Origin of the sequence: Sphingobacterium sp. 1.A.5, from assembly GCF_002734235.1 — a bacterium.
Classification (GTDB): domain Bacteria; phylum Bacteroidota; class Bacteroidia; order Sphingobacteriales; family Sphingobacteriaceae; genus Sphingobacterium; species Sphingobacterium daejeonense.
This window is the reverse complement of sequence record NZ_PEBA01000063.1, coordinates 122,694-145,833: the sequence shown is the minus strand read 5'-3', so window position 1 is coordinate 145,833 and position 23,140 is coordinate 122,694. Positions and strand designations below refer to the sequence as shown.

Genomic DNA, 23,140 nt, shown 5'->3' with positions numbered 1-23,140 from the left:
TGTTGAAACTATTCTATTGGAATCGGTATAATTAGAATTTTGTGTTACTTATAAAATCAAAAGCCCTCATAAATGAGGGCTTTATTAGTAAAACTAATTTTTTTTAAATGGGTTTAATATTTAGATAAATACTTTAAAATTCTCAACTATATCAATTCTAATGTCTTTTGTCTATTGTCTAATGTCTATCCTACAATACCCTATTCTTCAACAGTCCTACTTCGCTCAGCGGTTTGCTGAGGTCAATTAAATAGCCATTGAGGATGGCGTATTTGAGGTTGCCGTTGGAGTCGCCGATATAGAAGTTTGCAGTACCGCCAAGGTCTATCATTGGGGTTGTTGCAAAGGATGTTCCGGTAAATACTTGGATAGGCAGATTATGGAACATGTTGGCTTGCTCAGGTTTTAAAGTTTGTACTTGAACACCCATATATCCTTTTTTCAACAGATCATAGGCGATTTCAGGAGTAACCGATTCAAAGGTTGGAACAGGTTTTTCTGCGATTTTTCCCTGGATAAACTTCAGCCCTTCGCTTTGTACCTCATCATAGCCAAACGATTCCGGTAAATCACCAATATCCTCTACCCTGCCACGCACATAAAAATCTCTGCCATCCGTCACTTCCCCTCGTCTCAATGCAATATCGCTTTTCAAAGGAATTGAATCAGACCCAAATTCCAATCCACGAATTACAACATCATGCATATTGCTCGCATTAAATGGAATATCTTCATATCCTTGGGCATCGTAATTTTCATACGTTCCTTGAGCGATTTCCATTAAGGCATTTAGAATTATGATAAAATTCAATTTTCTAATCTGCTGTTTCTCCGGATCTCCTTTTAATCCACCAGATTCAATAAGAACAGTACTTGCCCCCCAGGACTGAAAATTATCTCCAAATCCTCTTGGTGTATAGGTATCATCATATTTAGCGACAGCATCAGGAACATATTGCTGCAAGATATTGTTCATTCCAACAATGATCTGCATGGCGCCTTCCCTTACATCATTGATCTCCCGTTCTGTATTATAAGCCGGTGCCAATAAGGAAATCGTAACTGGATTCTTTGTTCCAGGAACATTATAATATATATTTTGATCATGCAGATTGAAACCATAACGTGGCTTAATCTCTTTAGCCCTAGATTTCAACAAAGCACCTTCAACCGTCTGATTAGCTCGAGCATCTCGATTCAAATCAATACTTTGAGCATTGCGCCTCAAAAAACGCTCTGCGCCATCCGGATTTAACATCGGAATAAAATGAATGTTCAAATTGTCCTTCAGGATATTCCTTACGCTATCAAATCCATCATCCTTTCCTTCCAGAAAATTGAACAGATCAAATAAGGCCATCGTTGCAGTGGGTTCATCCCCATGCATCTGAGACCATAGCATGACCTTCTTTTCGCCATTTCCGTATTCCAGCTCATTGATAGAACGGCCTTCGACGGATTTGCCAATTTGAGTAATCTTGAACACATCAGTTTTTTTATGCAGCTGCAATAAAGAATCAATGTCTTTATGTTTAAACCTTCTAGAAACTAAAGCAGGTTCTTTGTATGTTGCATAAATTTTATTCATCTGTGCAGTGTCCAGTTTATAGCCTGGAATGTCGGCAGAGGAAGACCCTGAAAATGGATTACTACAAGTTGTTGCGGCCAGAAGACCTAAGGAAAGGACAAATAACTTCATATTATACCAACGCTTTCTCTAAAATTTCTATTGTACCCTTATTGGCATCAATTTTCGCTTTTACCCCTACTGGCAACAAAAATTGATTATTAATATGACCAATAACCGCACCAGAGTAAGAAGGAATGTTCAAAGGTTTAATAAAATCATTCAGAATCTGGTCCAAATTCAAGGAACCATAACCACCTGAAGGTGAACAATCTGTACATTTACCAAAAACAAAACCTTTGATTTTGGAAAGTATGCCGGCGTTCTTGAGTTGACAGAACATACGGTCTACTTTTTCTGGGGACTCGTTGATTTCCTCCAAAAACAAAATGCTGCCTGTAAAATCCGGCAAGAATGGCGAACCACAAAGACCTGAAATCAATGTCAAGTTACCACCCAACAATTTCCCTTCAGCAACACCTGGATTGATGGTCGTAATTCTATCCTTATATTGCACGATATCATCACCTTTTTTATCTGGGTTGCTATAGGTTGCCAATTTATTTTCCATAAATTGATCCGTAAAGGTCTTCGCAACATAATTGCTCCAAGTACTCGTGCCTACTGGCCCATGGAAAGTTACCAAGCCAATCTTAGCCTGAAATGCCATTATCAAAGCAGTGATATCACTGTATCCGATCAAAGCTTTTGGATTTTTGGCAATCATATCATAATCGATGCGCTGCAATAACCTAGATGCTCCAGCTCCTCCGCGGACGCATAATATGCCAGCAACGGATTTGTCGGAAAACATAGCATGCAAATCCTCCAATCGTTGATCATCAGTTCCAGCAAGATTTCCATAACGTTCGCGAATATATTTACCTTCCTTAACCTTAAATCCAAAGTATTCCAAAACTTCCTTCGTCAAGGTAATGGAGTCTTCTCCAGTTACTGCACTTGCCGGAGCAATGATACCAATGGTATCACCAGCTTTCAAGACATTCCCTTTTAATAGGGGTTGGATTTGATTGGCCATAGCCAATGCTTCAGATTTTCCAAACATAGGGATAGCAGCCAATCCTACTCCCAAAGATTTAATAAATGAACGTTTATTCATTGTTAACGATTGAAAAGTAAACGATGTCCTGAACCTACCTCCTGAATCTGACCATTGGTATATGCCAATAATCCAGAAACTAGGGTATGTTCAATAGTAGATGTAAATGTATGATTTTCAAAAGGAGACCATCCACATTTGGATAGTATATTCTCCTTGGTCACTGTATAGGGTTTATTCAAATCAACTAATACCAAATCTGCCCAATAACCTTCACGAATAAAACCTCTTTGCTCTATTTGAAATAATGTGGCAGTATTATGCGCAGTCTTTTGAACCATCTGCTCTAAGGTCAATTTACCTTGTTTTACCATATCCAATAGAGCTTGTAACGCATGTTGAACCAACGGTCCCCCTGATGGAGCTTGAAGGTAAGGTTGGGACTTTTCTTCTAAGGTATGCGGAGCATGGTCTGTTGCTATCACATCGATGTGACCATCCAACACTGCCTTAAGGATTGCATCTCGGTCGTTCGCAGTCTTAACTGCTGGATTCCATTTTATGAAATTCCCTTTAGTTTTATAATCTGCATCTGAGAACCAAAGATGATGAATACATGCCTCTGCTGTAATTCTCTTTTGTTCCAATGGAACATCATTCTCAAATAAACCTGTCTCTTTAGCAGTTGAAATATGTAAAATATGTAATCTGGTATTATTCTTTTTTGCCAACTCCACTGCTTTAGACGACGACAGATAACATGCTTCTGCTGATCTAATCAATGGATGCATTTCAATGGTGACCTCATCGCCATATTTTTCCTTATAAATAGCAAGATTCTCTTGAATGGTCAGTTCATCTTCGCAATGAGTAGCTATCAATGTTGGCGCTTGGCTAAAAATAGCTTCTAAGGCAGCCTCGTTATCAACAAGCATATTTCCAGTTGATGACCCCATAAAAACCTTGATCCCACAGACATCACGAGGATTTGTTTTTAAAACCTCATCCAAGTTGTCGTTTGCAGCCCCCATAAAAAAGGAGTAGTTTGCCAATGAACTATCTTGAGCTATATCATATTTGTCCTGCAATAATTTTTGAGTGAGCGTATTGGGAACGGTATTGGGCATTTCCATAAAAGAGGTGGTACCTCCGGCTACAGCAGCCCTGCTTTCGGTGAAAATATTTGCTTTGTGGGTTAAACCAGGCTCACGGAAATGAACTTGATCATCAATTAATCCTGGAAATAGATGCAGGCCCTCTGCGTTGATTACTTGGTCAGCGTCCATATCCAAAGATGTGGAGATCTTCTCGATACGACCATTTTTAATAAAAAGATCCTGCACCTGAATTGTTCCTTCATTAACAACCTGGGCATTCTTTATCAATATTGTAGACATGTAATTTATCTTTTATGGTTACGGTTAGCAAATATACTAAAATTGAAGGGGCATTCCCTGATTACAAGGGTGTTTTTAGATGGGAAAACAGTGATATCAATCGTTTCTGTCATTATCAAAAGTACCAATAGGGACATAGAACTGTTCCAACTCTTCTCTTCTGTTAATTTTCCGGCACCCTCCATTTTCCAACAACATCAATTGATTTGAAATATCCAAAACATTCATATAATCATGGTCAGAAATCAGAAATCCTTTTTCTTTTGATTTGGAGACAATTACCTCCTGAATTTTCTCTTTCAACAGAGGTGATAGTCCAGAAAAGGGCTCATCCAATAAGATAAAAGTTGCCTCTTGCTCGATCAGTAGTATAATTTCGAGATAACGTAGTTCACCGCCAGAAATATCAGCTATTTTGGTATTAAGAATAGTTTTGATGATTTCATCTTCTTCCACTTTCCTTATTCTTTCTTTGTTAGAAAGCATAAATTCAATGGATTTTTTAACGGTAAAAGCAGTAGGAAGAAAACTGTCTTGGGGCAAATAGCATACCTCACGGGTTGAGAATGCGGTCCTTACTTTTTTGCCATTCACACGGATATAAGCATTTTGAGCTTTAAGGGCTCCAAAAATTATTTTCATCAATGTTGTTTTCCCAGTTCCATTACGTCCCAAAAGTCCTATTACATCTCCGACTTTTAGTACCAAATACCCTCCAGTCAGCAATTGTTTGTCGCTGGTATAACTGAATTGAACAGAGTCCACAAATAACTCTTTATCTTTTAATTCCATAATGCACAATCAAGATTAAAATTATCGATATAACTAGATTGGCAAGAAAAGTATAGACCAACAGATCCTTTCTGCTTAAACCAAGATTGTAAAAAAGAAAATTAGTATTTCCCTCGAAAAAACGGACAATGCCAGCAGAACAGAGATAGCCGACAGTCATAAACACAAATGGATAATATTCAAAATAACCCATACTTAGCGCAATTGACAACACTAGATTAATGAACAGTATAGGCTTATAAAATTGCCAAAGGTGTTTTAATTCTATGGGCATGACTAAATCTACTAAGAATTAATCCAAGTGCAAAATAAATTCACTAGAAATGAATGGATTAAGCATTTTCAAGACACTTCGTATAAATTATTAACTAACACACCAAGACTTAAATATTATTTTCCATTTAATATTCATCTTTCTATTGTCGATTGACTTAGGTCTGATAGGTACCTTGTTCCACTCTCCGTCCTCTTTCGTTCGGACCTTGTTCGGACCTCGTTCGGATGTTTTCCGAACAAGCTCCGAACAAGGTCCGAAGGAGGTGCGAACAAGAGACGAAAGAGAGTATAACAAGAGCGGTTTCAGAATGGCAGGGATTGATACAGGAAGTTGAAAAAATTGACAAAAAAAAGCTCCCAATTGGGAGCTTTCTGTAAAATAGGATTATATACTATTCCATTGTTGGGTTGAATTCACCACCCCAATCTTTATTTTGCAGAATTTTTGGATTTCTGTCAATAATAGATTGACCAATTGGGAAGAAGTAATAAGTGTTTGGAACTTCCATAACTTTCACACCATTTTTAGGAACTTGAAGGACCGTGTACTTGAAGTTAGCTTCTTTTAATTGGTATGTTTTTGCTAATTCCGCTGCTTGTTTGATATCCATTTCGGTTCCGTTGGCATTGATTGCTATCGCTTCCACACCATGCTTTGTTGATTTATCTAAAACATTCAACTTTAGGCTTCTTCTAAGATCCCAAAAGCGATGACCTTCAAAGCATAGTTCAATGTTTCTCTCAGCAAGGATTGCTTCCCGCATTTGATCGCGGGATGTTGCTGTGATACCATACCTACCATCAGTCCCTGCTTCGATACCGGCACGTTTCCTAAGTTGTACAAGCATATCTAGAGCCGTGGCAAAATCACCGGTTTCATTAGCAGTTTCGGCATAATTCAACATTACCTCCGCTAAGCGCATCAAGACGAAATCAACATCGTATTGAGTTTCAACTTCTGTTTGTTTCAGGGAAAGTTTGCTGTTTTTAAGGATAAAGAAACCGCTGTAACGATCTTGGTTAGTCGAGTTGATTCCAGCAGCTGGATTGACACCAAAGTTATCCAAGGCGTCAGCAATTCCCAAAGACGTGTACTGGCGCTTTCCTGCTTTACCCGAAACTTCATATATTTTTCCGTTCCATACAATGGACTTGTCAAATCGAGGATCTCTGTTCAACCAATAAGATTGCAAAAATTCTTCATCCGATTTATGGTATTTTCCGGTTGCATCTGAATACACTTTTCCATCTTTCATTGGGAATTCTTTTACAAAATCCCATGTTGGTACTGAACTCGCAGGACCACGACTCTCAAAACCAGGTCTAACACCATTGTCCCAGTTGCCTACTTTGTTTGGGTAGGAGTTAATAACAGCAAATACTACTTCAGGTCCTTTTTCAATTAAAGTAATATTGGAATAATCAGCAGTAAGTGCATAATTATTTTTCTTTAATTGATCGTAGGCCAATTTATTTGCTGCATGAGCTTCTTGCCAATACGAATTGTTATACGGGTTTGATGGATTGAACTGAGGAGAAGCCTTATACAACAATACTTTAGCTTTAAAAGCTGCAGCAAAATTACCATCTATTCTTCCATAATTGGAAGATGATTTTTCAATGGTTTCTGGCAACAATTTTATGGCTTCATCCAAATCTTTCACCAATAGTTCAAAAGTTTCTTTTGTTGAATTCCTAGGTGTATTTAGGTCGTCAGTTTCAGCATTTTGAGGAACGGTAATATAAGGAATACCACCATAGTGTTTCACCATATTGAAATATACAAATGCTCTCAAGAAATAAGACTCACCCAATGTTCTATTTTTGACATCTTCAGCTAATCCAGTGCTTTCCTGAACCTTTTGAATTGCGGTATTAATTTTTCTGATACTGACATAATCCCAAGGTTTGTATCCCCCTCCTGTTGGTGAAATGGTATTCAACTGAAACGGAATTCCTACTAGTTGTTCACTGTTTTGATCTAAACCAGAATTCCAGTTTCCAAATATCGTATATAAATTTGCCATATAAGCATTCACCAAATTTGGATCCTGCCATACTTTTTCTTCGTCAAGGGATCTTAAATCTTCAATATCCAATGTATTTTTACAAGAATTAAAAATTGTTGCAAGTCCCAATGCTATAATAAATATCTTTTTCATGATTAATTCCGGTTAAAATTTAATGTCCAATCCAAATGTAAACGTCTTCATTAATGGGTAAGAGTCATAGTTCAACTGTTCAGGGTCATGAAACTCCGTCATTGGTGAAAAGACAAATAGGTTTGTACCATTGAAGAAAAGATTGATACTGTTCATCTTGATTTTTTCAGTGAAGCTGGTCGGCAATTGGTAAGCCACATTCAGATCTTTCAACCTGAAGAAAGCACCGCTACGCATCCAGAATGAAGACGGATCGGTACCAGATTCAGCCCAGTTATAACCGACAGGTCTAGGGTATTGAGCATTTGGATTCTCTGGTGTCCATACATCATCTGCCCAAATTGGGTAATAAGGACGAAATGTACCACCATGTTGACGCATACCTCCACCCTCTTGGTTGGATATCATACGGTCATATTTGAATACCCCTTGGAACAAAGCATTAATTGAAATTCCTTTCCATGATCCATTCAATCCCAAACCATAATCCCATCTCGGAGAATTGTTGGTAGATAAAAGAACCACATCATTTGCGTCTACTTTGCCATCAGGTGTATCTGAATAGCCTTGACCACGTACATCTTCGTATAGAATCATACCTAAGTAAGGATCTCTACCATAGGTTTTGAAACCAGCAGCAAGCAATTCATCTAATTGCTCTTGAGTGCGGACAATTCCCAATGAATTAAATCCAAACAACATATTCGCTGGCTGACCAATCCTGGATCTAAAATGCTCTAAACCTCCCGCTGCATACGCTGCTGGCTCATCAAAAATATCCCATTGGTCAACTGCGTATCCTAGGTTACCTGAAATACCATAAGCTACTTCGCCAATTCGATCATTCCAATTCGCTGATATCTCACCCCCTTTATAGCTTCTAGCTGCGTAGTTTTCTGGAGCTAAAGATCTACCGTAGGAATCTGGTAACAATACAGTTCTTGGTCCTAAAATTTTTGATTCAGCACGTTTGAAGACCTCAATCGATCCATTCAATTTGTTGTTAAAGAATCCGTAGTCTAACCCAAGGTTATAACTCTCAGATCTCGTCCAAGTAATGTTAGGATTAGGAGTGGATCCATATGCTAAGCCATTGTAATAACGATCACCAAAGATAGATCCCGTAGTTGTTGTGTATTTTTCGGAGAAAGAAAACGGAGTGATTTCAAGACCATTTACGTCAAGATAGTTACCTGTAGCACCGTAGGCGAAACGAAGTTTTAGATCTGACATTTTATCTTTGATACCTGCGAAGAATTCCTCTTCTGAAATTCTCCACGCTGCAGATACGGAAGGGAAGAAACCAAAGCGTTGTTGTTCAGGGAATAAAGCGGCGCCGTCGTATCTGAATGATGCTTCCGCTAGATACTTGCTTCCATAAGCATAGTTAAAACGACCAATCACAGACTGTCTGGCATCAATCCATTCGAAAGCATTCGTAGACCTAAAGTTTCTATCTGTTGGGTAGACGTGCATTTGGTCAAGTGGTGTAATCGGGCTTTGAGCCATTGAATTGATTTCCGTGTTCCCTTTTTCACCTTGTTCAAAAACTAAAGTTGCACCAACATCATGTTTTCCAAATGTTTGCGCATAGTTTAAGAAAAAGTTCATTTGATATTCCCATCTGCGCATGGTATAATAATCCATGAAAGGGTTTTGCTGACTGAAGGTGAAAATATTAATACGGTCTTCAGAAGGAGGAGCTGGGATAAATGGATTACCATCAGGATTCAATGAGGTAAAAGTATAGTTCTTTTGGAAACTCATGTACCTTTTTCTCATATAATCTTGAGCAATATAACTTCCTACAAATTTCGTTGATAACCCTGGGATTAATTTATCAAGCTTAAGGTTCAGAGACAAAATAGGATTTACTTGTCTAACTTTACGGTCAATATAACGGTCGCCTATAACTTGGTCGATTACGTTCCACGCTTGCCAGCTACCCATAGGCGTTTGAACTGGGAATTCAGTAGGCGTATTGCTCGGGGTTCCATCTTGCGTTAAATAGAATGGATACATTTTTGGCCAGTTGAAAGTAACCCTATAGAAGTCCGAAACATCGAAATCATCATCGTTTGCCGATGTGCTGAATGGCCAGTAGAATCTATTGGAATTTTGTTGGTTTGCCGACATGTTCAAGTCAACAGAGAATGCATCTGTAATATTAGCAGACACATTAGACCTTAGGTTAAACTTTTGATGATCAACGGATTTATAAGAACCATTTTCATTTCTAAAGCTTAACAAGTTATAGTACGTGATTTTTTCACTACCTCCGGAAACAGAGATAGATTGTCGATGGCTCACTGGATTTCTCCAGATTACATCATTCACGCTGTAGCTTTTATCTTTAAAATAGTCAAATTCCTCTTGTCCATTCGGTTGAGGGAGACCTTGAAATTCGGCAACTCTATTTTGGTAAATAAGCTCATCGGTTGCTGTTGTTAAATCTGCCAATGGAGTCATGGTTGGATTACTGACAGCGATATTGCTTTGGAAGTTAAATTCTGGAGTTTTTACGGTTCCTTTTTTGGTTGTCACAATAACAACCCCATTACCTGCACGGGTACCATAAACCGCAGCAGCACCAGCATCTTTCAAGAAGGACATTTGGTCTACCTCATTGGCTTCGAGTGCATCGAACGCTGCTTTGTCGCGAACTACCCCATCGATAACGAATAAAGGTTCTGCAAAACTTCCTCTGAATCTAATTTTAGAACTTGCACCTGCCAAGCCAGAAGTACCGGTTACTTTTACACCTGGGGCACGACCAGCAATAGCATTGGAAAGATTGGATGGCGAAACATTCTTTAAGGCATCGCCGTTTACAGTAGAAATTGCTGAGGTAATGTTTGCACGCTTTTGAGTACCATAACCCACGACAACGACTTCGTCGATATTGGCATTGTCTGCCAGCATCGTGACATTTACTGTGGCACCTGAGACATTGATTTCTTGCGTAAGATAGCCTAAATTTCGAATAATAATTGTTTCACCATTATTGGCGTTGATTGAAAATTCACCTTTCGCATCGGTACTTGTTGCTCTGGTGGTTCCCTTAACTAATATTGTTGCTCCTACAATAGGATTGCCGGCATCATCTTTTACAGAACCTGTAATTGTTTGTTGCTGAACATCAACAATAGCGTAGGCAAAGTTCCCTTTTTCTGCAAATACTTCCGGGGAGGTGCTCAATAAGCATACCGCAAGCAATGACCAGGACTTTGCCCCAAAAAAAACTCGATTTTTTTGAGTCATAATCGTAATAATTGATAGTAAATAGATTTGTCTATTTAATAGACATGAGTTAAGGTTTAGTCTGTTTTAAGTGTTTTTTAGGTGTGTTTTTTAGGCAAAATGAGTTCTATTTTATTTTCATAAGCAGGCATTTAGTTATTATGTATTGATTAATTCAAGGCTGAAAATAATGGATAGAATTTTATTAACAAAATGAAATTTTAAACAAAAAATGTTCCTTTGACTATTATTAACCAATAGATTAATTTAAACTTATTTAAGTTTTTTAAATTTCAAAAAACTTAAAAACAAAGGATTATTAAGACAAAATAAGTTTAGTGAGGGATTGGCTTGTAACGGAAAAGTAGACATTAGACATAAGACATAAGACATTAGAATTGGGATAACGACATAATAATTTAACAAACATGCCACACCTACGGCGTTGGTGTTTGGGGTGGTTCGCCGTGGTTGGTGAAAGCACCGACCACTATTGTTTTTAAATCATAGAAATAGTTTCCTAATCTTGCGATTAGGATTGACAGGCATGTCGTTGGAAAGGGGGCGATTTTTGGGGAAATGGAGTTGCGGCTCGCCGCAACTCCATTTCCCCAAAAATCGCCCATTTAAATAAAAGAACGTGTCATTCTTGAGCTTTAGCTCAAGAAACTATTTTGTCGCTTTACGTGCATTTGTTTGTTAAAACATGCCACACCTACGGCGTTGGTGTTTGAGGCGATTTTCATTTCTATAGATATTGCATGCCGACGGCATTTAAGAGATATTTCATGCCTCCTGCATTTAACCCCGATGGGGTTTTCTAGCCGTGGCAGGTGTCCCCACCTGCCAATGAAAAAATGCCAATGGCCTTTTTATTTTCTTAACTTAATGACATTGCTTGTAGGGGTGTAATTATTATAGAAAGGATACATACAGCAAGGTATGCAACCCTGTAAGGGTGCAACTATTATAGAAAGGATTACAAGACGCTATGCAACCCTGTAAGGGTGTAACTATAAATTGCTATTTGATAAAAATCACTACCTCCCCTTCGTAACAATCCAACGCATATAAAGCGACTAAATAGTTTCCCGAGCTAAAGCTCGAGAATGACAAGTTCTTTTTTTATAAAATGGGCGAATTTTGGGGAAATTTAGTTGCGGCGAGCCACAACTAAATTTCCCCAAAATTCGCCCGCTTTGCAACGACAGGCATGTCATCTCTAATTGCAAGATTAGCAAAATAAATGACCTTATCCTTTTGGAAACTCAGGGAGTTTTGCCCACCAGTCACTAAGGATTTTTGAATATTTTTTCACCAGCGTGGGTTGATCTTTAATCAGATTGTTTTGTTCTTTAGGGTCAGTTTTTAAGTTATAAAGTTCCAATGCTGTTTGGTCGCTGTTCATCATGAACTTCCAGTCGCCATCCCGAACCGCTAGTGCTGGGCTTTTATTGATCTTTTTTGGGAAGCTAAAGGCAGTCGTGTCATTACGTCCATATTCCCAGATTACAGGTTTGTTTCTTTTGACCGCAGAGCCCAGCCAAGCTTTGCTGATGTCCTGACCATCCAAGACCTTTCTTTGTGGAATTTTAGAATCTGTAATTTTTGCAAAACTAGGCAAGAAGTCCAAAGCAGATACAATCGTTGTAGAATCTACCTGTCCAGGTTTTATTTTTGCCGGCCAACGGATTAATAATGGCAATCTGATTCCGCCTTCATACAAGGATAATTTGCTACCTCTATATCCAGCTGATCGATCTTGTCTAAAGTTTGGTAATGGACCGTTATCGCTTATAAATATCACAATAGTATTATCATCGACCCCGAGTTCTTTCAGTCCGTCCATTAAACGACCGATTTGTTTATCATATTCCTTCAAGACATTTTGGAAGCTTTTTTCTTCATTGGGTTTACCGGGATATTTTCCGTTTTCATCATCTCCAGCTACCCATGGAGTATGGACATCATCCGTCCAAACATTGATAAAACAAGGCTCACCTTTGTGTTCCTTTAGAAAGTTCAAGGTTTTATCAACAAAATACTTAGTTCTATTCCAACGTTTGACGCTATCCTGATCAGACCATATCCAATCAGTAGCTGTTAATGCAGGATCGGGGTCTGGACTTTCATAAGTTCCCGACCAAGCATCAAACCCATATTTATCAAAATTCGGTGCGTCCTGAACGTCTCTTCCCCCACCTAAATGCCATTTCCCAAAATGTGCAGTTTTATAACCGTTGTTTTTTAAAACTTTGGCCATCGTTTGGACATTTGGATCTAAATAATCTACTTGATTTTTCTTCCTATTATCTGCTCGCGTGTTTAAGAATGTCGTAAAATGAAGTTTGGCTGGCTGCTGACCTGTCAACAGACCGGCTCTGGAAGGTGAACAAATTGGAGAAGCGCTGTAATAATTTGTAAATCTAATACCTTCTTGACCTATCTTATCTAGATTTGGTGTTTCATATTTATTAAAATAGGCACTCAAGTCACCGATTCCTAAATCATCTGATAGAATCAGGATAATGTTGGGTTTCTTAGAATCTTGAGCAGAAACAAATGACAAGGCAAAAGAAAACAATAACGATAAAATTAATTTTATATATAAATTAGTATTCATGTTTTTTGAAGGATTAATTTATTTTTTAATTGGCACATCCATACTTATTCCGGTATCTCCTTGCTGAAGCATCCATTCTTCCAAAGTTGATTTCATCTCACTTACTTTAGCTTTGTATTTTGGTTTCTCAGCCAAGTTAGTCAATTCATCAGGATCAGACTGAATATCATATAATTCCACGGCAGGATGCCTGTATATTCTATCCGTCAAAAATTTGGCATTTTTATCCGTTTTGGCTTTCTCCATCCAAGTTGTGTAAGCAAGATTTTTGTCGTTCAGATTCATCATATACTTGATGTAATAATCATTTTCAGGAGTAAGATTCAGGATTAATTTATATTTCTTGTCTCTAATGCTTCGAATTGGATAAGCAGGTCCTTCTGGGATATTATTATGAATTCCGAAGGCAAAATCCCGATGTTGTTTTTTATGGTTATGCAATACCTGATGGAAGCTTTTCCCATCCAATGAGTCCACTTTTTTTCCTCCTGCAATTTCGATCAACGTGGGTATTATATCTTCATATTGTACGATGGCATCTGTTTGAGAATTTCCTTTAATTTCTTTTGGCCATCGAATAATCATAGAACTTTTCTGACCATTATCATAAAGCGTCCATTTACCGCCCGGGAATTGCGGTCCCTGTTCTCCTAAGAAAATAACAATGGTATTTTCTAATAGATTTTTCTCTTTGAGCATCTTCATTACATCGCCTACTTGGTTGTCCAATCTTCTGATTTCTGCCAAATAATTCCTGAAGTCTTCTCTAGTTTGTTTGGTATCTACCCAATGAGCAGGGAGTTTGAGTTCATTGGCATTGAATTCAGTCGGATCTCCAACATTCCAAGGAATATGCGGATTGATGCTCATCACAAATAAACAAAAAGGGTCCGCTTTGTTGTCCACAAATTTGGAAATGCTATCCAGAGAATATTCATCATGAGAAGCTACACAATCTTCTTCGAATCCCGGAATAATTTGAAAAGGAAAAATGCTGGTAGGTTTAGTAACATGGTTTTTCCCTGTAAGTCCGACTCTATATCCAGCATCTTTGAGGTAATGTGCTACGCTTTTCAAATTAGGTTTAACAGGTTTATGGTTTTGATAAGCTCCATGCCTAGCAGGATATAAACCGGTAAAAAGTGAAGCTCTTGTTGGCACACACATCGCTTCAGAAGCAATCATATTGTTGAATTTCAATCCTTCTTTTGCCAAACCATCAATATGTGTTGTCTGAATATTCTCTCCGCCATAACAACTCAGCTGGTGACTGTCTAAATCATCTGCCATAATAATGAGGATATTTGGCTTTTCCGAATTGGCATGTTGTTGAGCAATTACGAATTGCATTGTCAATACTTGGATGATCAACCATCCTGAAAACAATTTTGATTTTTTAGTTCCGAGCATTTTCCTCCTTTGCTTTTTCATAGTCATAAAACCAAACTGGGTTTCCATCCCAAGGTTCAGCATTTATTTTATTATACCAATCTTGGTAAAGGTCTTTTAATTTATTGGCTATTTTAGGATTATCTTCAATTACATTTTTCAGTTCAGTACGGTCATTTTTCAAGTTATATAATTGCCAATTTTCTTCGTTCTCAGCAACCAATTTCCATTCATCGAGTAGAATGGCCTTGTTTCCTTCGTGCTCCCAATAAACAGGTTTTGTTCGGTTTAGTTTTTTACCTTCGATTAATGGTTTTAAGCTGACACCTACAGTTGGCGTAATTTTATTTTCATTGTAAGTCTCTGGATATGATGCTCCGGCAAAGTCGGCGACGGTAGCGAGTATATCTGTAATATGTGCGGTTTCCTTAATAAAAGTTCCCTTCTTGTCGGGTTTTATTCCATTCGGCCATGACACGATTCCCGCTGTAGAAATTCCGCCTTCATGGGTATGATGTTTATACGACCAAAACGGAGTACAACCTACCTCTGCCCATCCTTGTCCCAAGAAAATACTAGATTTAGAATCTCCTGGATTTTCACCTTGGTATCTGCCTTCTGCACTTGGTTCAGGGTTGCCTCCATTATCAGACACAAAAAGGATAACCGTATTATCATAGACTCCTTTTTCTTTAAGGCCTTTGACTAAATCACCAATGCTTTTATCCAGGCGAGAAACCACCGCGGCATATATTGCCATCAAATGGTCGTATTTATCCTTTTCTTGTTCAGAAAGACTATCCCATTTAGGAACATTGGGATTAAATGGCGGCAATTTCCATGAAGGATCAATTAACCCTAATCCAATTTGTTTTTGATATCTTCTTTCCCTGAACTTTTCCCAGCCATCTCTGTATTTACCTCTGAATTTTTCAATTTCTTCCAATGGTGCCTGCAAAGGAAAATGCGGAGCATTGTGTGCTAGATATAGTAAGAAGGGTTTTTTCTCCTCAACAGCTTGGTCAATGAACTTAAGTCCAAACGCTGTCCATAAATCCGTGGAGTACCAATTCTTGGGAAGTATTGGGGAATCATTTTGAATTCTTTGTCCGTTTAGAAATAATCGTGCGTTCTGATGGTCACCATAATAGAATCCTCCCGCAGGAGCATTCAATGATCTGTCAAAGCCTCTGTTAGCAGGTGTTACACCTTTTGGTTGGCCAACATGCCATTTCCCGGTCATGATAGTAAAATAACCAGCTGACTTCAACAGCTCAGCAATGGTGACAGTCTGTTTATTCAGATGCCCTCTATAAGCTGGGTGCTCTTCGCCTTTGTCTTCCATCATATGACCTATACCTGCTTGGTGAGGGTATACACCCGTAAGTAAAGCAGCACGGGATGGACAACATCTAGCAGCATTATAAAAATTAGTAAATCTTAATCCATCTTTTGCGAGTTGATCAATATTAGGAGTTGGTATTTCACCACCGTAACAACCTAAATCCGAATATCCCATATCATCCACCAGAACAACTACAATATTCGGCTTGGATTGAGAAAATAAATTTAAAGGCAAATACAAAAAAAGTAAGGCAAAGCAATGGAGGTAGAAGGGAGTTTTCATAAGAATTGAATTTGGTTTTCCAGGTTTACTTATATAAATATAAAATTTATTTAATCACTACCCAAACAGTAGATATTTATTGTTTTTCAATTAGTCGAATGAAGTTTATGAGCTGTATTTGTGAAGTATTATTTGTAACAAATTAACTATATCGTATTTCCTTGACTTTATAGTTTACAATTTATCTAAACCATTTAACTGGTTAATGGTTCTATTAAAAAATAGAATTATGAAAAGAAATCACTTACTCTTTACCTCTTTTACTATCTTATCGATGACTTTTATTTCTTGTAACTCATCGAACAAACAGAATAATTCTAGCGATACGACTTCAACTGATTCCAGTCATTACGGTGAATATGGGAGTTTGGAACGTTTAGCTGAGCCATTCAGCACGGAACCAAAGAATAAATTTTCTAAAATCTTGGGTTGGGGTCCTGACCAGGCACCTACTGCTCCCGATGGATTTGAAGTAGTGAGATTTGCTGACAGTTTAAACAGCCCTAGGCATGTTTATGTAGCTCCCAATGGAGATATATTTGTGGCTCAGGCTAGAACAGAAAAAGAAGGTGAAGATGCAGAAAAAATTGATAGCAGAAACGCGTTCAGGGATAAAAGTCCTAATGAAATTATTTTATTTAAAGATACCGACAATGATGGCAAACATGATAGCCAACAGGTAATCTTGAAGGATTTAAAGCAACCGTTTGGGATGCTAGTTTTAGGTAAATTCTTTTATGTAGCGAATACAGATGGTCTTATTCGTTATGGATACAATCCCGAAGATGGCACTTTGGTTTCACCACAGGGGGAGCAAATCCTGACACTTCCTGCTGGCGGATATAATAACCACTGGACTAGAAACTTGATCAGCAATAAGGCGGGTGATAAAATTTTTATTTCAGTAGGGTCAGGGAGTAATGTTGGTGAAAACGGGATGGAATATGAGGAACGCCGTGCGGTGATTTTAGAGGTCAATCCTGATGGTTCTGGCGAGCGAATTTATGCTTCAGGTCTTCGTAATCCTGTGGGCATGGACTTAAATCCTCAAACCGGAATCTTATGGACTGCTGTAAATGAACGCGATGAATTGGGCGATGAAATTGTTCCAGATTATATCACAGAAGTGAAATTAGGTGGATTTTATGGTTGGCCATACTATTATTGGGGGAACAATGTTGATCCCCGGTGGAAAGACAGCATCCCTAATAATATTCCAGATGCCATCCGACCTGATTACGCTGTTGGATCTCATACTGCTTCTTTAGGATTGGCTTTCAATAAGGCTCCGGGTTTCCCTGAAGGTGCATTTGTAGGGCAACATGGTTCCTGGAACAGATCAGAATTCTCAGGATATAAGGTTATTTTTGTTCCTTTCTCCAGTGGGAAACCTTCTGGTGAACCAACAGATTTTCTGACAGGCTTTATAGCAAATAAAGAAAATAATGAGGTGTATGGAAGACCTGTTTCTGTAGCCTTTACCAAGAACTATATGTTGGTGACAGATGACGCTGCAAATATAATTTGGTCAGTGATTAAGAAATAGATTTCAAACATTATTTAGTCAATTCTCTTCGGATTCGGCTCAAAGACTGTGGCGTTACCTTTAGATAAGAAGCAATGTATTGTTGTGGGACTTGCAAAGCTAACTTCGGGTAACGCTTTATAAATTCCAGATATTTGGTTTTAGAGCTACCAAAGTTGAGAAAATCATTGTCTTTAATTTTATTTAAAAGTGTGGCCTCAGTAATGGACTTCAAAAAAATAAAGAAGTTTGGAATATTTTCACAGAGCTTGTCGATTTTCAATTTATGGATAGTATAGAGTTGAGAATCTACAACTGCTTGGAATGCTTCACTTGCTGCCGTTCCTGAGTAATAGCTTTCGAGATCAACGAAAAATTGATTTTCCTTAAAGAAGTATTTTGTGACTTCATTGCCGTCATCATCAGGTTTATAGATTCTGACAATTCCAGATTCTATAAAAGCGATTTCATGAGCAATCTGACCAACTTCTAAAACATGCTCGGTTGCATTTAGACTTTTAGCTTTAAAATTTGAGGCTATCTCTTCGATATCTGATTCTGATAAGATAGCCCCAAATCTTAGAATTGATTTTAGTTTTTCCATTTATTTGACGATTCCAATTTTCAAAACACTTTTGGCACAAGCCAATATTGCATCTTCCTTTGAGATTGGTTTCCAGCCCAATACTCGCTTTGCCTTAGTAGCATCTATTTTTCTTGTAATTCCTAAATCCAACAAGATTGGTTTCAAGGAGGGTTCAAATAGAGCTATAAATCTCGACATAAAATTAGGTAATTCTGAGGTACTGATTTTTTTATCTGGGAAATTGGACTTAAGAACATTTGCTAACTGCTTCATTGTCATATGACCAGCAGAGGCCATAAATCTATTTCCGGCTGCTTGAGGTTTTTCCATGACATCTACCAGCAATTGAGCAACAGAACGGACATCCACTATTTCAAATGCAATTTTAGGCATTGCCGGCATCTTTCCATCTAAAGCTTTGATCACGATATTCGCCGAAGTACCAAAATCTTCTTCTAATACTGGACCGAGCATTGCTCCGGGCAATACGCTCACCATCTCCATGCCATCACTATCCTTCTTAATAAAATCCCAGGCAGCTTTTTCCGCTATGGTTTTACTCCTTATATAGGGTTTTGTATCTACTCTATTCGCCGTATCCGTCCAAGTTTCCTCGGTAAAAACGTTCTCCAGCTCATCTTTCTTTTTACCATAAACTACTGTTGATATGGATGAAACAATGACCACCCTTTTGACCTTATTTGACTTAGCAGCAGTCAAAACATTTAATGTACCTTCTTTGGCAGGAATAATTAATTCATTTTCATCTTTTGGCAATTCCCTAGGAAATGGAGATGCGGCATGGATTACATAATCCTTATTAGCAGTAGCTTTTTTCCAAACCTCTTTATCTAATAGCTCAGCTTGAAAAAAACTAAGATTATCGATGTTATCGGTATGATTTGAGATTATGGATCGTATTGAATCTATTCTATTTAAATCCCTGAGTGTACCTGTAACTTTATACCCTCTGTTCAATAGCTCAATTGCTGTATGAGAACCTAAAAATCCAGTGATTCCAGTTAGTAATACTTCTTTGTTGTTCATAGCCTTTGATAATTTGTACATCACAAAGTACCTGAACAACAAAGATTTCTCAATTACCAAATGGTAAATAATTAATATTAATTACCGTATTGTCCGAAAGTGATCAAATTGTTGTCTGGATCTAATATAGAAAACTCTTTCATTCCCCATGGCTTGACAGCTAAGCTTCCGTTAGGATGTATTGTAACGCCATCATTGATCAGATTTTGATAAAGTAAGTCTATGTTATCTGTTCGGAAATATACTTGACCATAATTTTCTTCAGGGACCAAATCCAAAAAGATAAAGAAATGAAGTTCTAGATTATCCTTTTTTAAGATCATATAGCTTTCATAGGTTTCAAATCCGTCTTCTTGAAAACCTAATTGATTGACATAAAATTCTCTAGTGATGGTCTTAACTCGCATTGGGAGTTTTGGGCATACTGCTGTTAACATATTAAGGGTTTTATAGCTTAAAACAACTGTTATAATTCAAAGTTTTAAGATGAGGATTTTTTCTTAAAGCTAATGTTTATCACATTTTTTTAAAATAAAAACGCATAAAAAAACAGTTATATAAAGATTTATTAATCAATAAAATACACGCTTTATCAAAATCTATCTAATCACAAAATGACCTCAAATCAGGATTTAATATAAAATATAATCAAAATAAGTTCGTTTTCTTATCAATTGTATCATTACCGTTACAATAACTAATGGATTATTATTTTGAACTAACATTATGCGGAAAACACTAACCTTCCTAATGCTATGGCTCACAGCCATTCAATTAATTTATGCTCAAGAGCGGATATTGAAAGGTACCGTTGTTGATGAACAATCAAAGGCTCCCATTGCTGGAGCGACAGTAAAACTGATTCCAAACAATAAAGCTACAGCGACTGACGATTCCGGAAATTTTACGATAGAAGTTCCTGCAGGTACCATAGGAGTCAATGTCAGTATTATGGGTTATAACCAAGTCAATCAGAGTATCACTCCTGCTGACACATCAATAACCATCAGTTTGGCAGCGGCACAAGCCAATAAAATTGATGATGTTGTGGTGACGGCTATGGGTGTTCAGCGAAAGGCAAAAAGTCTCTCTTATTCTACACAAACCGTGAAAGGCGAGGAATTGACGAAGGTAAAGGATGCCAATCCGATGAATAACCTGACTGGTAAAGTTTCAGGGATGCAAATCAACCGTAGTTCATCCGGAATTGGAGGATCAGTCAACATTATCCTTCGCGGGTTTAAATCAAACCGCAACAATCAGCCACTTTATGTAATCGATGGACTCCCTATTACAAACACAGGTGGTAGTGGATCTGAAGGAGCATTTGGCGGTGCGCCTGATCGAGGAGATATCTTAAGCACCTTAAATGCAGACGATATTTTAAGTATCAATGTATTGAAAGGAGCATCTGCTTCAGCCCTTTATGGCAGCCAAGGAGCAAATGGAGCTATTATGATTACGACAAAAAAAGGAGCTGAAGGAAACCTCAAAATTGATGTTTCTTCAAGCATCACAGCAGATCAGGCTTTCTATTTACCGAAGCTACAATACAGATATGCTCAAACAACAGAAGGAAGTGAGGAAAGCTGGGGCGAGAAAGGGTCATTCAATGATCCTGTCAAGGATTTTTATAATACAGGTACCACATTAATCAATACGGTTTCTTTGAGCGGTGGTACAGAAAAAATGCAAAACTATTTCTCTTATGGCAATACCAGCAATAAAGGGATTTTGCCTACTAATTCATTCAATCAACATTCAGCAACTTTCAGGAATTCTACTAATTTTTTTGACAACAAACTAAGTTTCGATGGGAGCATGATGTATTCTAGGCAGGATATTCATAATCGTCCAACTTCAGGCTTATATTTCAGCCCTATTGCCGGATTATATCTTTTTCCGAGAGGTCTGGATTTTGACAAATACAAGAATTTTGAATATTTATCCACTAGTCGAAATCTTTACCTTCAGGATTGGTGGAATATCAATGCAGATGCTGGGTTAACTGGAACTCATCATTCCCAAAATCCGTTTTGGGTTTTAAACCGTAATCCTACGTTTCAGCTTCGAGACAATATCATTGCACAGGGGCAATTAAAATACACGATTAATGATTGGCTATCTGTTAGTGCTAGGGGAACTTTGAACAAGCGTTGGGATAAATTTGAGCGGCATGTTTACGCCGGAACTCAAGGTGTTTTATCAGGAGAAGTTATCGAAGGCGTTTTACAGGATAACGGACGATTCATCCGAGATGAGACCGAAAGTACAGCCTTATATGGCGACTTATTATTGATCGGTAATAAAACCTTTGCTGAGGATTGGGATTTAAATTTTACAGCGGGAACATCCATTAATGACACCAAATCCAATGGATGGAATCTTGACCAATTGAAATTGGCTGTTGCCAATAAATTTTTAATGAGCAATATCTATAGAGAGGCTCCGATAAATGTACTGAATGAATCGATTAGCAGAAGGCAATTGCAATCCTTGTTTGCATCTGCAAACTTAGGATTTAAGGACAAAATCTTCTTGGACTTGACTGCTCGTAATGACTGGTCATCGACTTTGGCTAATACCCCCGAGATGAAAAAGGGATATTTCTATTGGTCAGCAGGACTATCAGCGGTGCTATCAGATATGGTAAAGATGCCTGCATTTATTACATACAGTAAGTTGAGGTTGACTATGGCAGAAGTTGGAAATGATGTCGGGATCTATAGTACCATCCCAACGAATACTTTGGCTACCGGTATATTGAATGCTAATGTTTCGGGCCCTTACCAAGGTTTGCCACTACGACCAGAGATCAGTAGAAGTTTTGAAGTGGGCTATGAAGGTAGGTTTTGGAATGACCGGATTAATTTTGACCTGGCATTGTATAAAACTAATACCAAGGATCAATATTTCTCGTATCAAGCCCCTGTTGGACAAGTTTTCACCACGGTTTTCTTAAATGCTGGAAATGTTGAGAATAAAGGTATCGAGGCAGCATTAGGGATTGACGCCATAAAGAAAGAAAATTTCAGTTGGAATACTTCGGTGAATTTCACTGCTAACAGAAATAAGATTTTAGAATTGGCGCCAAAATTAGGCGAGCGATATTCTATTGGTGGAAACTTTAATGTGTTGAGATTAAATGGATCGTTTGGGGATTTTTGGGCGAGGACATTTTTACGTGATGAGAATGGTGTAATGGTGGTAGATGATACGGGTAGGCCTCAGATTGGACCTGAAGGCTATGTTGGTAATAACAATCCGAAATCCATTATCGGGTGGAATAATACGTTTAACTACGGAAAATTCGGTTTAAGTTTTACTATTGATGCAAGGTTTGGTGGACAGGTTATCAGTGTGACGGACGGATATTTAAATTCTTTTGGAGTTAGTGAAGAAAGTGCTGCTGCGAGAGATGCTGGCGGATTGGATATACCAGCTGTAAAGATGGATGGAACACCTTGGGAAGGGAAGATTCCTGCACAGGCATATTACAGTGCTGTAGGTAATCGGGATGGTATAATCGAAGGTCAGGTTTATGATGCGACCAATATCCGTATGCGAGAAATTTCATTAACCTATGGGCTGCCAATCCAATGGAAAGGTGTTAAGAGTGCATCTATTTCATTAACGGGAAGAAATCTATTTTTCTTCCGAAATGATGCTCCCTATGACCCGGAGTTGAATACGACAACCGGAGTTGGTGCGCAAGGTTATGATAGTTTTGCTTTACCAGCAACCCGAAGTTATGGCTTAAACCTAAAAGTATCCTTTTAATTGAGAATG

The 23,140-nt window shown here is 38.1% G+C and carries 14 protein-coding genes; 2 read left to right on the top strand and 12 right to left on the bottom strand.

Annotated features, from left to right (window positions below; genetic code table 11):
- Positions 1-190 precede the first annotated feature (190 nt).
- The 9 genes from CRT24_RS17530 to CRT24_RS17485 all read right to left on the bottom strand — a co-directional run bounded on the left by CRT24_RS17530 (position 191) and on the right by CRT24_RS17485 (position 16,193).
- Positions 191-1,699 (bottom strand): M14 family zinc carboxypeptidase, encoded by a 1,509-nt coding sequence (locus CRT24_RS17530; RefSeq protein ID WP_099372400.1) that lies wholly within the window; start codon positions 1,697-1,699, stop codon positions 191-193.
- 1 nt (position 1,700) lies between these two features.
- Positions 1,701-2,747 (bottom strand): LD-carboxypeptidase, encoded by a 1,047-nt coding sequence (locus tag CRT24_RS17525; RefSeq protein WP_099372399.1) that lies wholly within the window; start codon positions 2,745-2,747, stop codon positions 1,701-1,703.
- 2 nt (positions 2,748-2,749) lie between these two features.
- Positions 2,750-4,084, bottom strand: a complete 1,335-nt coding sequence (locus tag CRT24_RS17520) for a dihydroorotase (RefSeq protein WP_099372398.1) — start codon at positions 4,082-4,084, stop codon at positions 2,750-2,752.
- Positions 4,085-4,180: 96 nt separating this feature from the next.
- Complete coding sequence (locus tag CRT24_RS17515) at positions 4,181-4,876, bottom strand: ATP-binding cassette domain-containing protein (RefSeq protein ID WP_099372397.1); 696 nt, start codon at positions 4,874-4,876, stop codon at positions 4,181-4,183.
- Positions 4,877-5,544: 668 nt separating this feature from the next.
- A complete protein-coding gene (locus CRT24_RS17505; RefSeq protein ID WP_099372395.1) occupies positions 5,545-7,314 on the bottom strand; it encodes a RagB/SusD family nutrient uptake outer membrane protein in 1,770 nt (589 codons plus the stop codon).
- Positions 7,315-7,326: 12 nt separating this feature from the next.
- Positions 7,327-10,575: a TonB-dependent receptor gene (locus tag CRT24_RS17500; protein WP_180269166.1), complete on the bottom strand. Its 3,249-nt coding sequence runs from the start codon at positions 10,573-10,575 to the stop codon at positions 7,327-7,329.
- A gap of 1,231 nt (positions 10,576-11,806) precedes the next feature.
- The gene (locus CRT24_RS17495) at positions 11,807-13,177 is read right to left on the bottom strand and encodes a sulfatase (protein ID WP_099372394.1); all 1,371 of its coding nucleotides are present in this window, start codon (positions 13,175-13,177) and stop codon (positions 11,807-11,809) included.
- An 18-nt stretch (positions 13,178-13,195) separates the two neighbouring features.
- Complete coding sequence (locus CRT24_RS17490; RefSeq protein WP_099372393.1) at positions 13,196-14,608, bottom strand: sulfatase; 1,413 nt, start codon at positions 14,606-14,608, stop codon at positions 13,196-13,198.
- Positions 14,574-16,193, bottom strand: a complete 1,620-nt coding sequence (locus tag CRT24_RS17485) for an arylsulfatase (RefSeq protein WP_099372392.1) — start codon at positions 16,191-16,193, stop codon at positions 14,574-14,576. Before CRT24_RS17485 ends, CRT24_RS17490 begins: the two co-directional genes overlap by 35 nt.
- Positions 16,194-16,422: 229 nt before the next feature.
- Between CRT24_RS17485 and CRT24_RS17480 the strand changes: the two genes are divergently transcribed.
- Positions 16,423-17,739 (top strand): sorbosone dehydrogenase family protein, encoded by a 1,317-nt coding sequence (locus CRT24_RS17480; protein ID WP_099372479.1) that lies wholly within the window; start codon positions 16,423-16,425, stop codon positions 17,737-17,739.
- Between the two features lie 10 nt (positions 17,740-17,749).
- On the opposite strand, the gene CRT24_RS17475 is transcribed toward CRT24_RS17480, so the two are convergent.
- From CRT24_RS17475 to CRT24_RS17465, 3 genes are all read right to left on the bottom strand, one after another.
- Entirely contained in the window at positions 17,750-18,322 is a 573-nt protein-coding gene (locus CRT24_RS17475; protein ID WP_099372391.1) for a Crp/Fnr family transcriptional regulator, read from the bottom strand.
- Entirely contained in the window at positions 18,323-19,351 is a 1,029-nt protein-coding gene (locus CRT24_RS17470) for an aldehyde reductase (RefSeq protein WP_099372478.1), read from the bottom strand.
- A 77-nt stretch (positions 19,352-19,428) separates the two neighbouring features.
- Positions 19,429-19,788 carry a VOC family protein gene (locus CRT24_RS17465; protein ID WP_099372390.1) on the bottom strand — a complete coding sequence of 120 codons (360 nt, stop codon included), beginning with the start codon at positions 19,786-19,788 and terminating at the stop codon, positions 19,429-19,431.
- A 289-nt stretch (positions 19,789-20,077) separates the two neighbouring features.
- Between CRT24_RS17465 and CRT24_RS17460 the strand changes: the two genes are divergently transcribed.
- Positions 20,078-23,131 (top strand): SusC/RagA family TonB-linked outer membrane protein, encoded by a 3,054-nt coding sequence (locus CRT24_RS17460; protein WP_099372389.1) that lies wholly within the window; start codon positions 20,078-20,080, stop codon positions 23,129-23,131.
- Positions 23,132-23,140 lie beyond the last annotated feature (9 nt).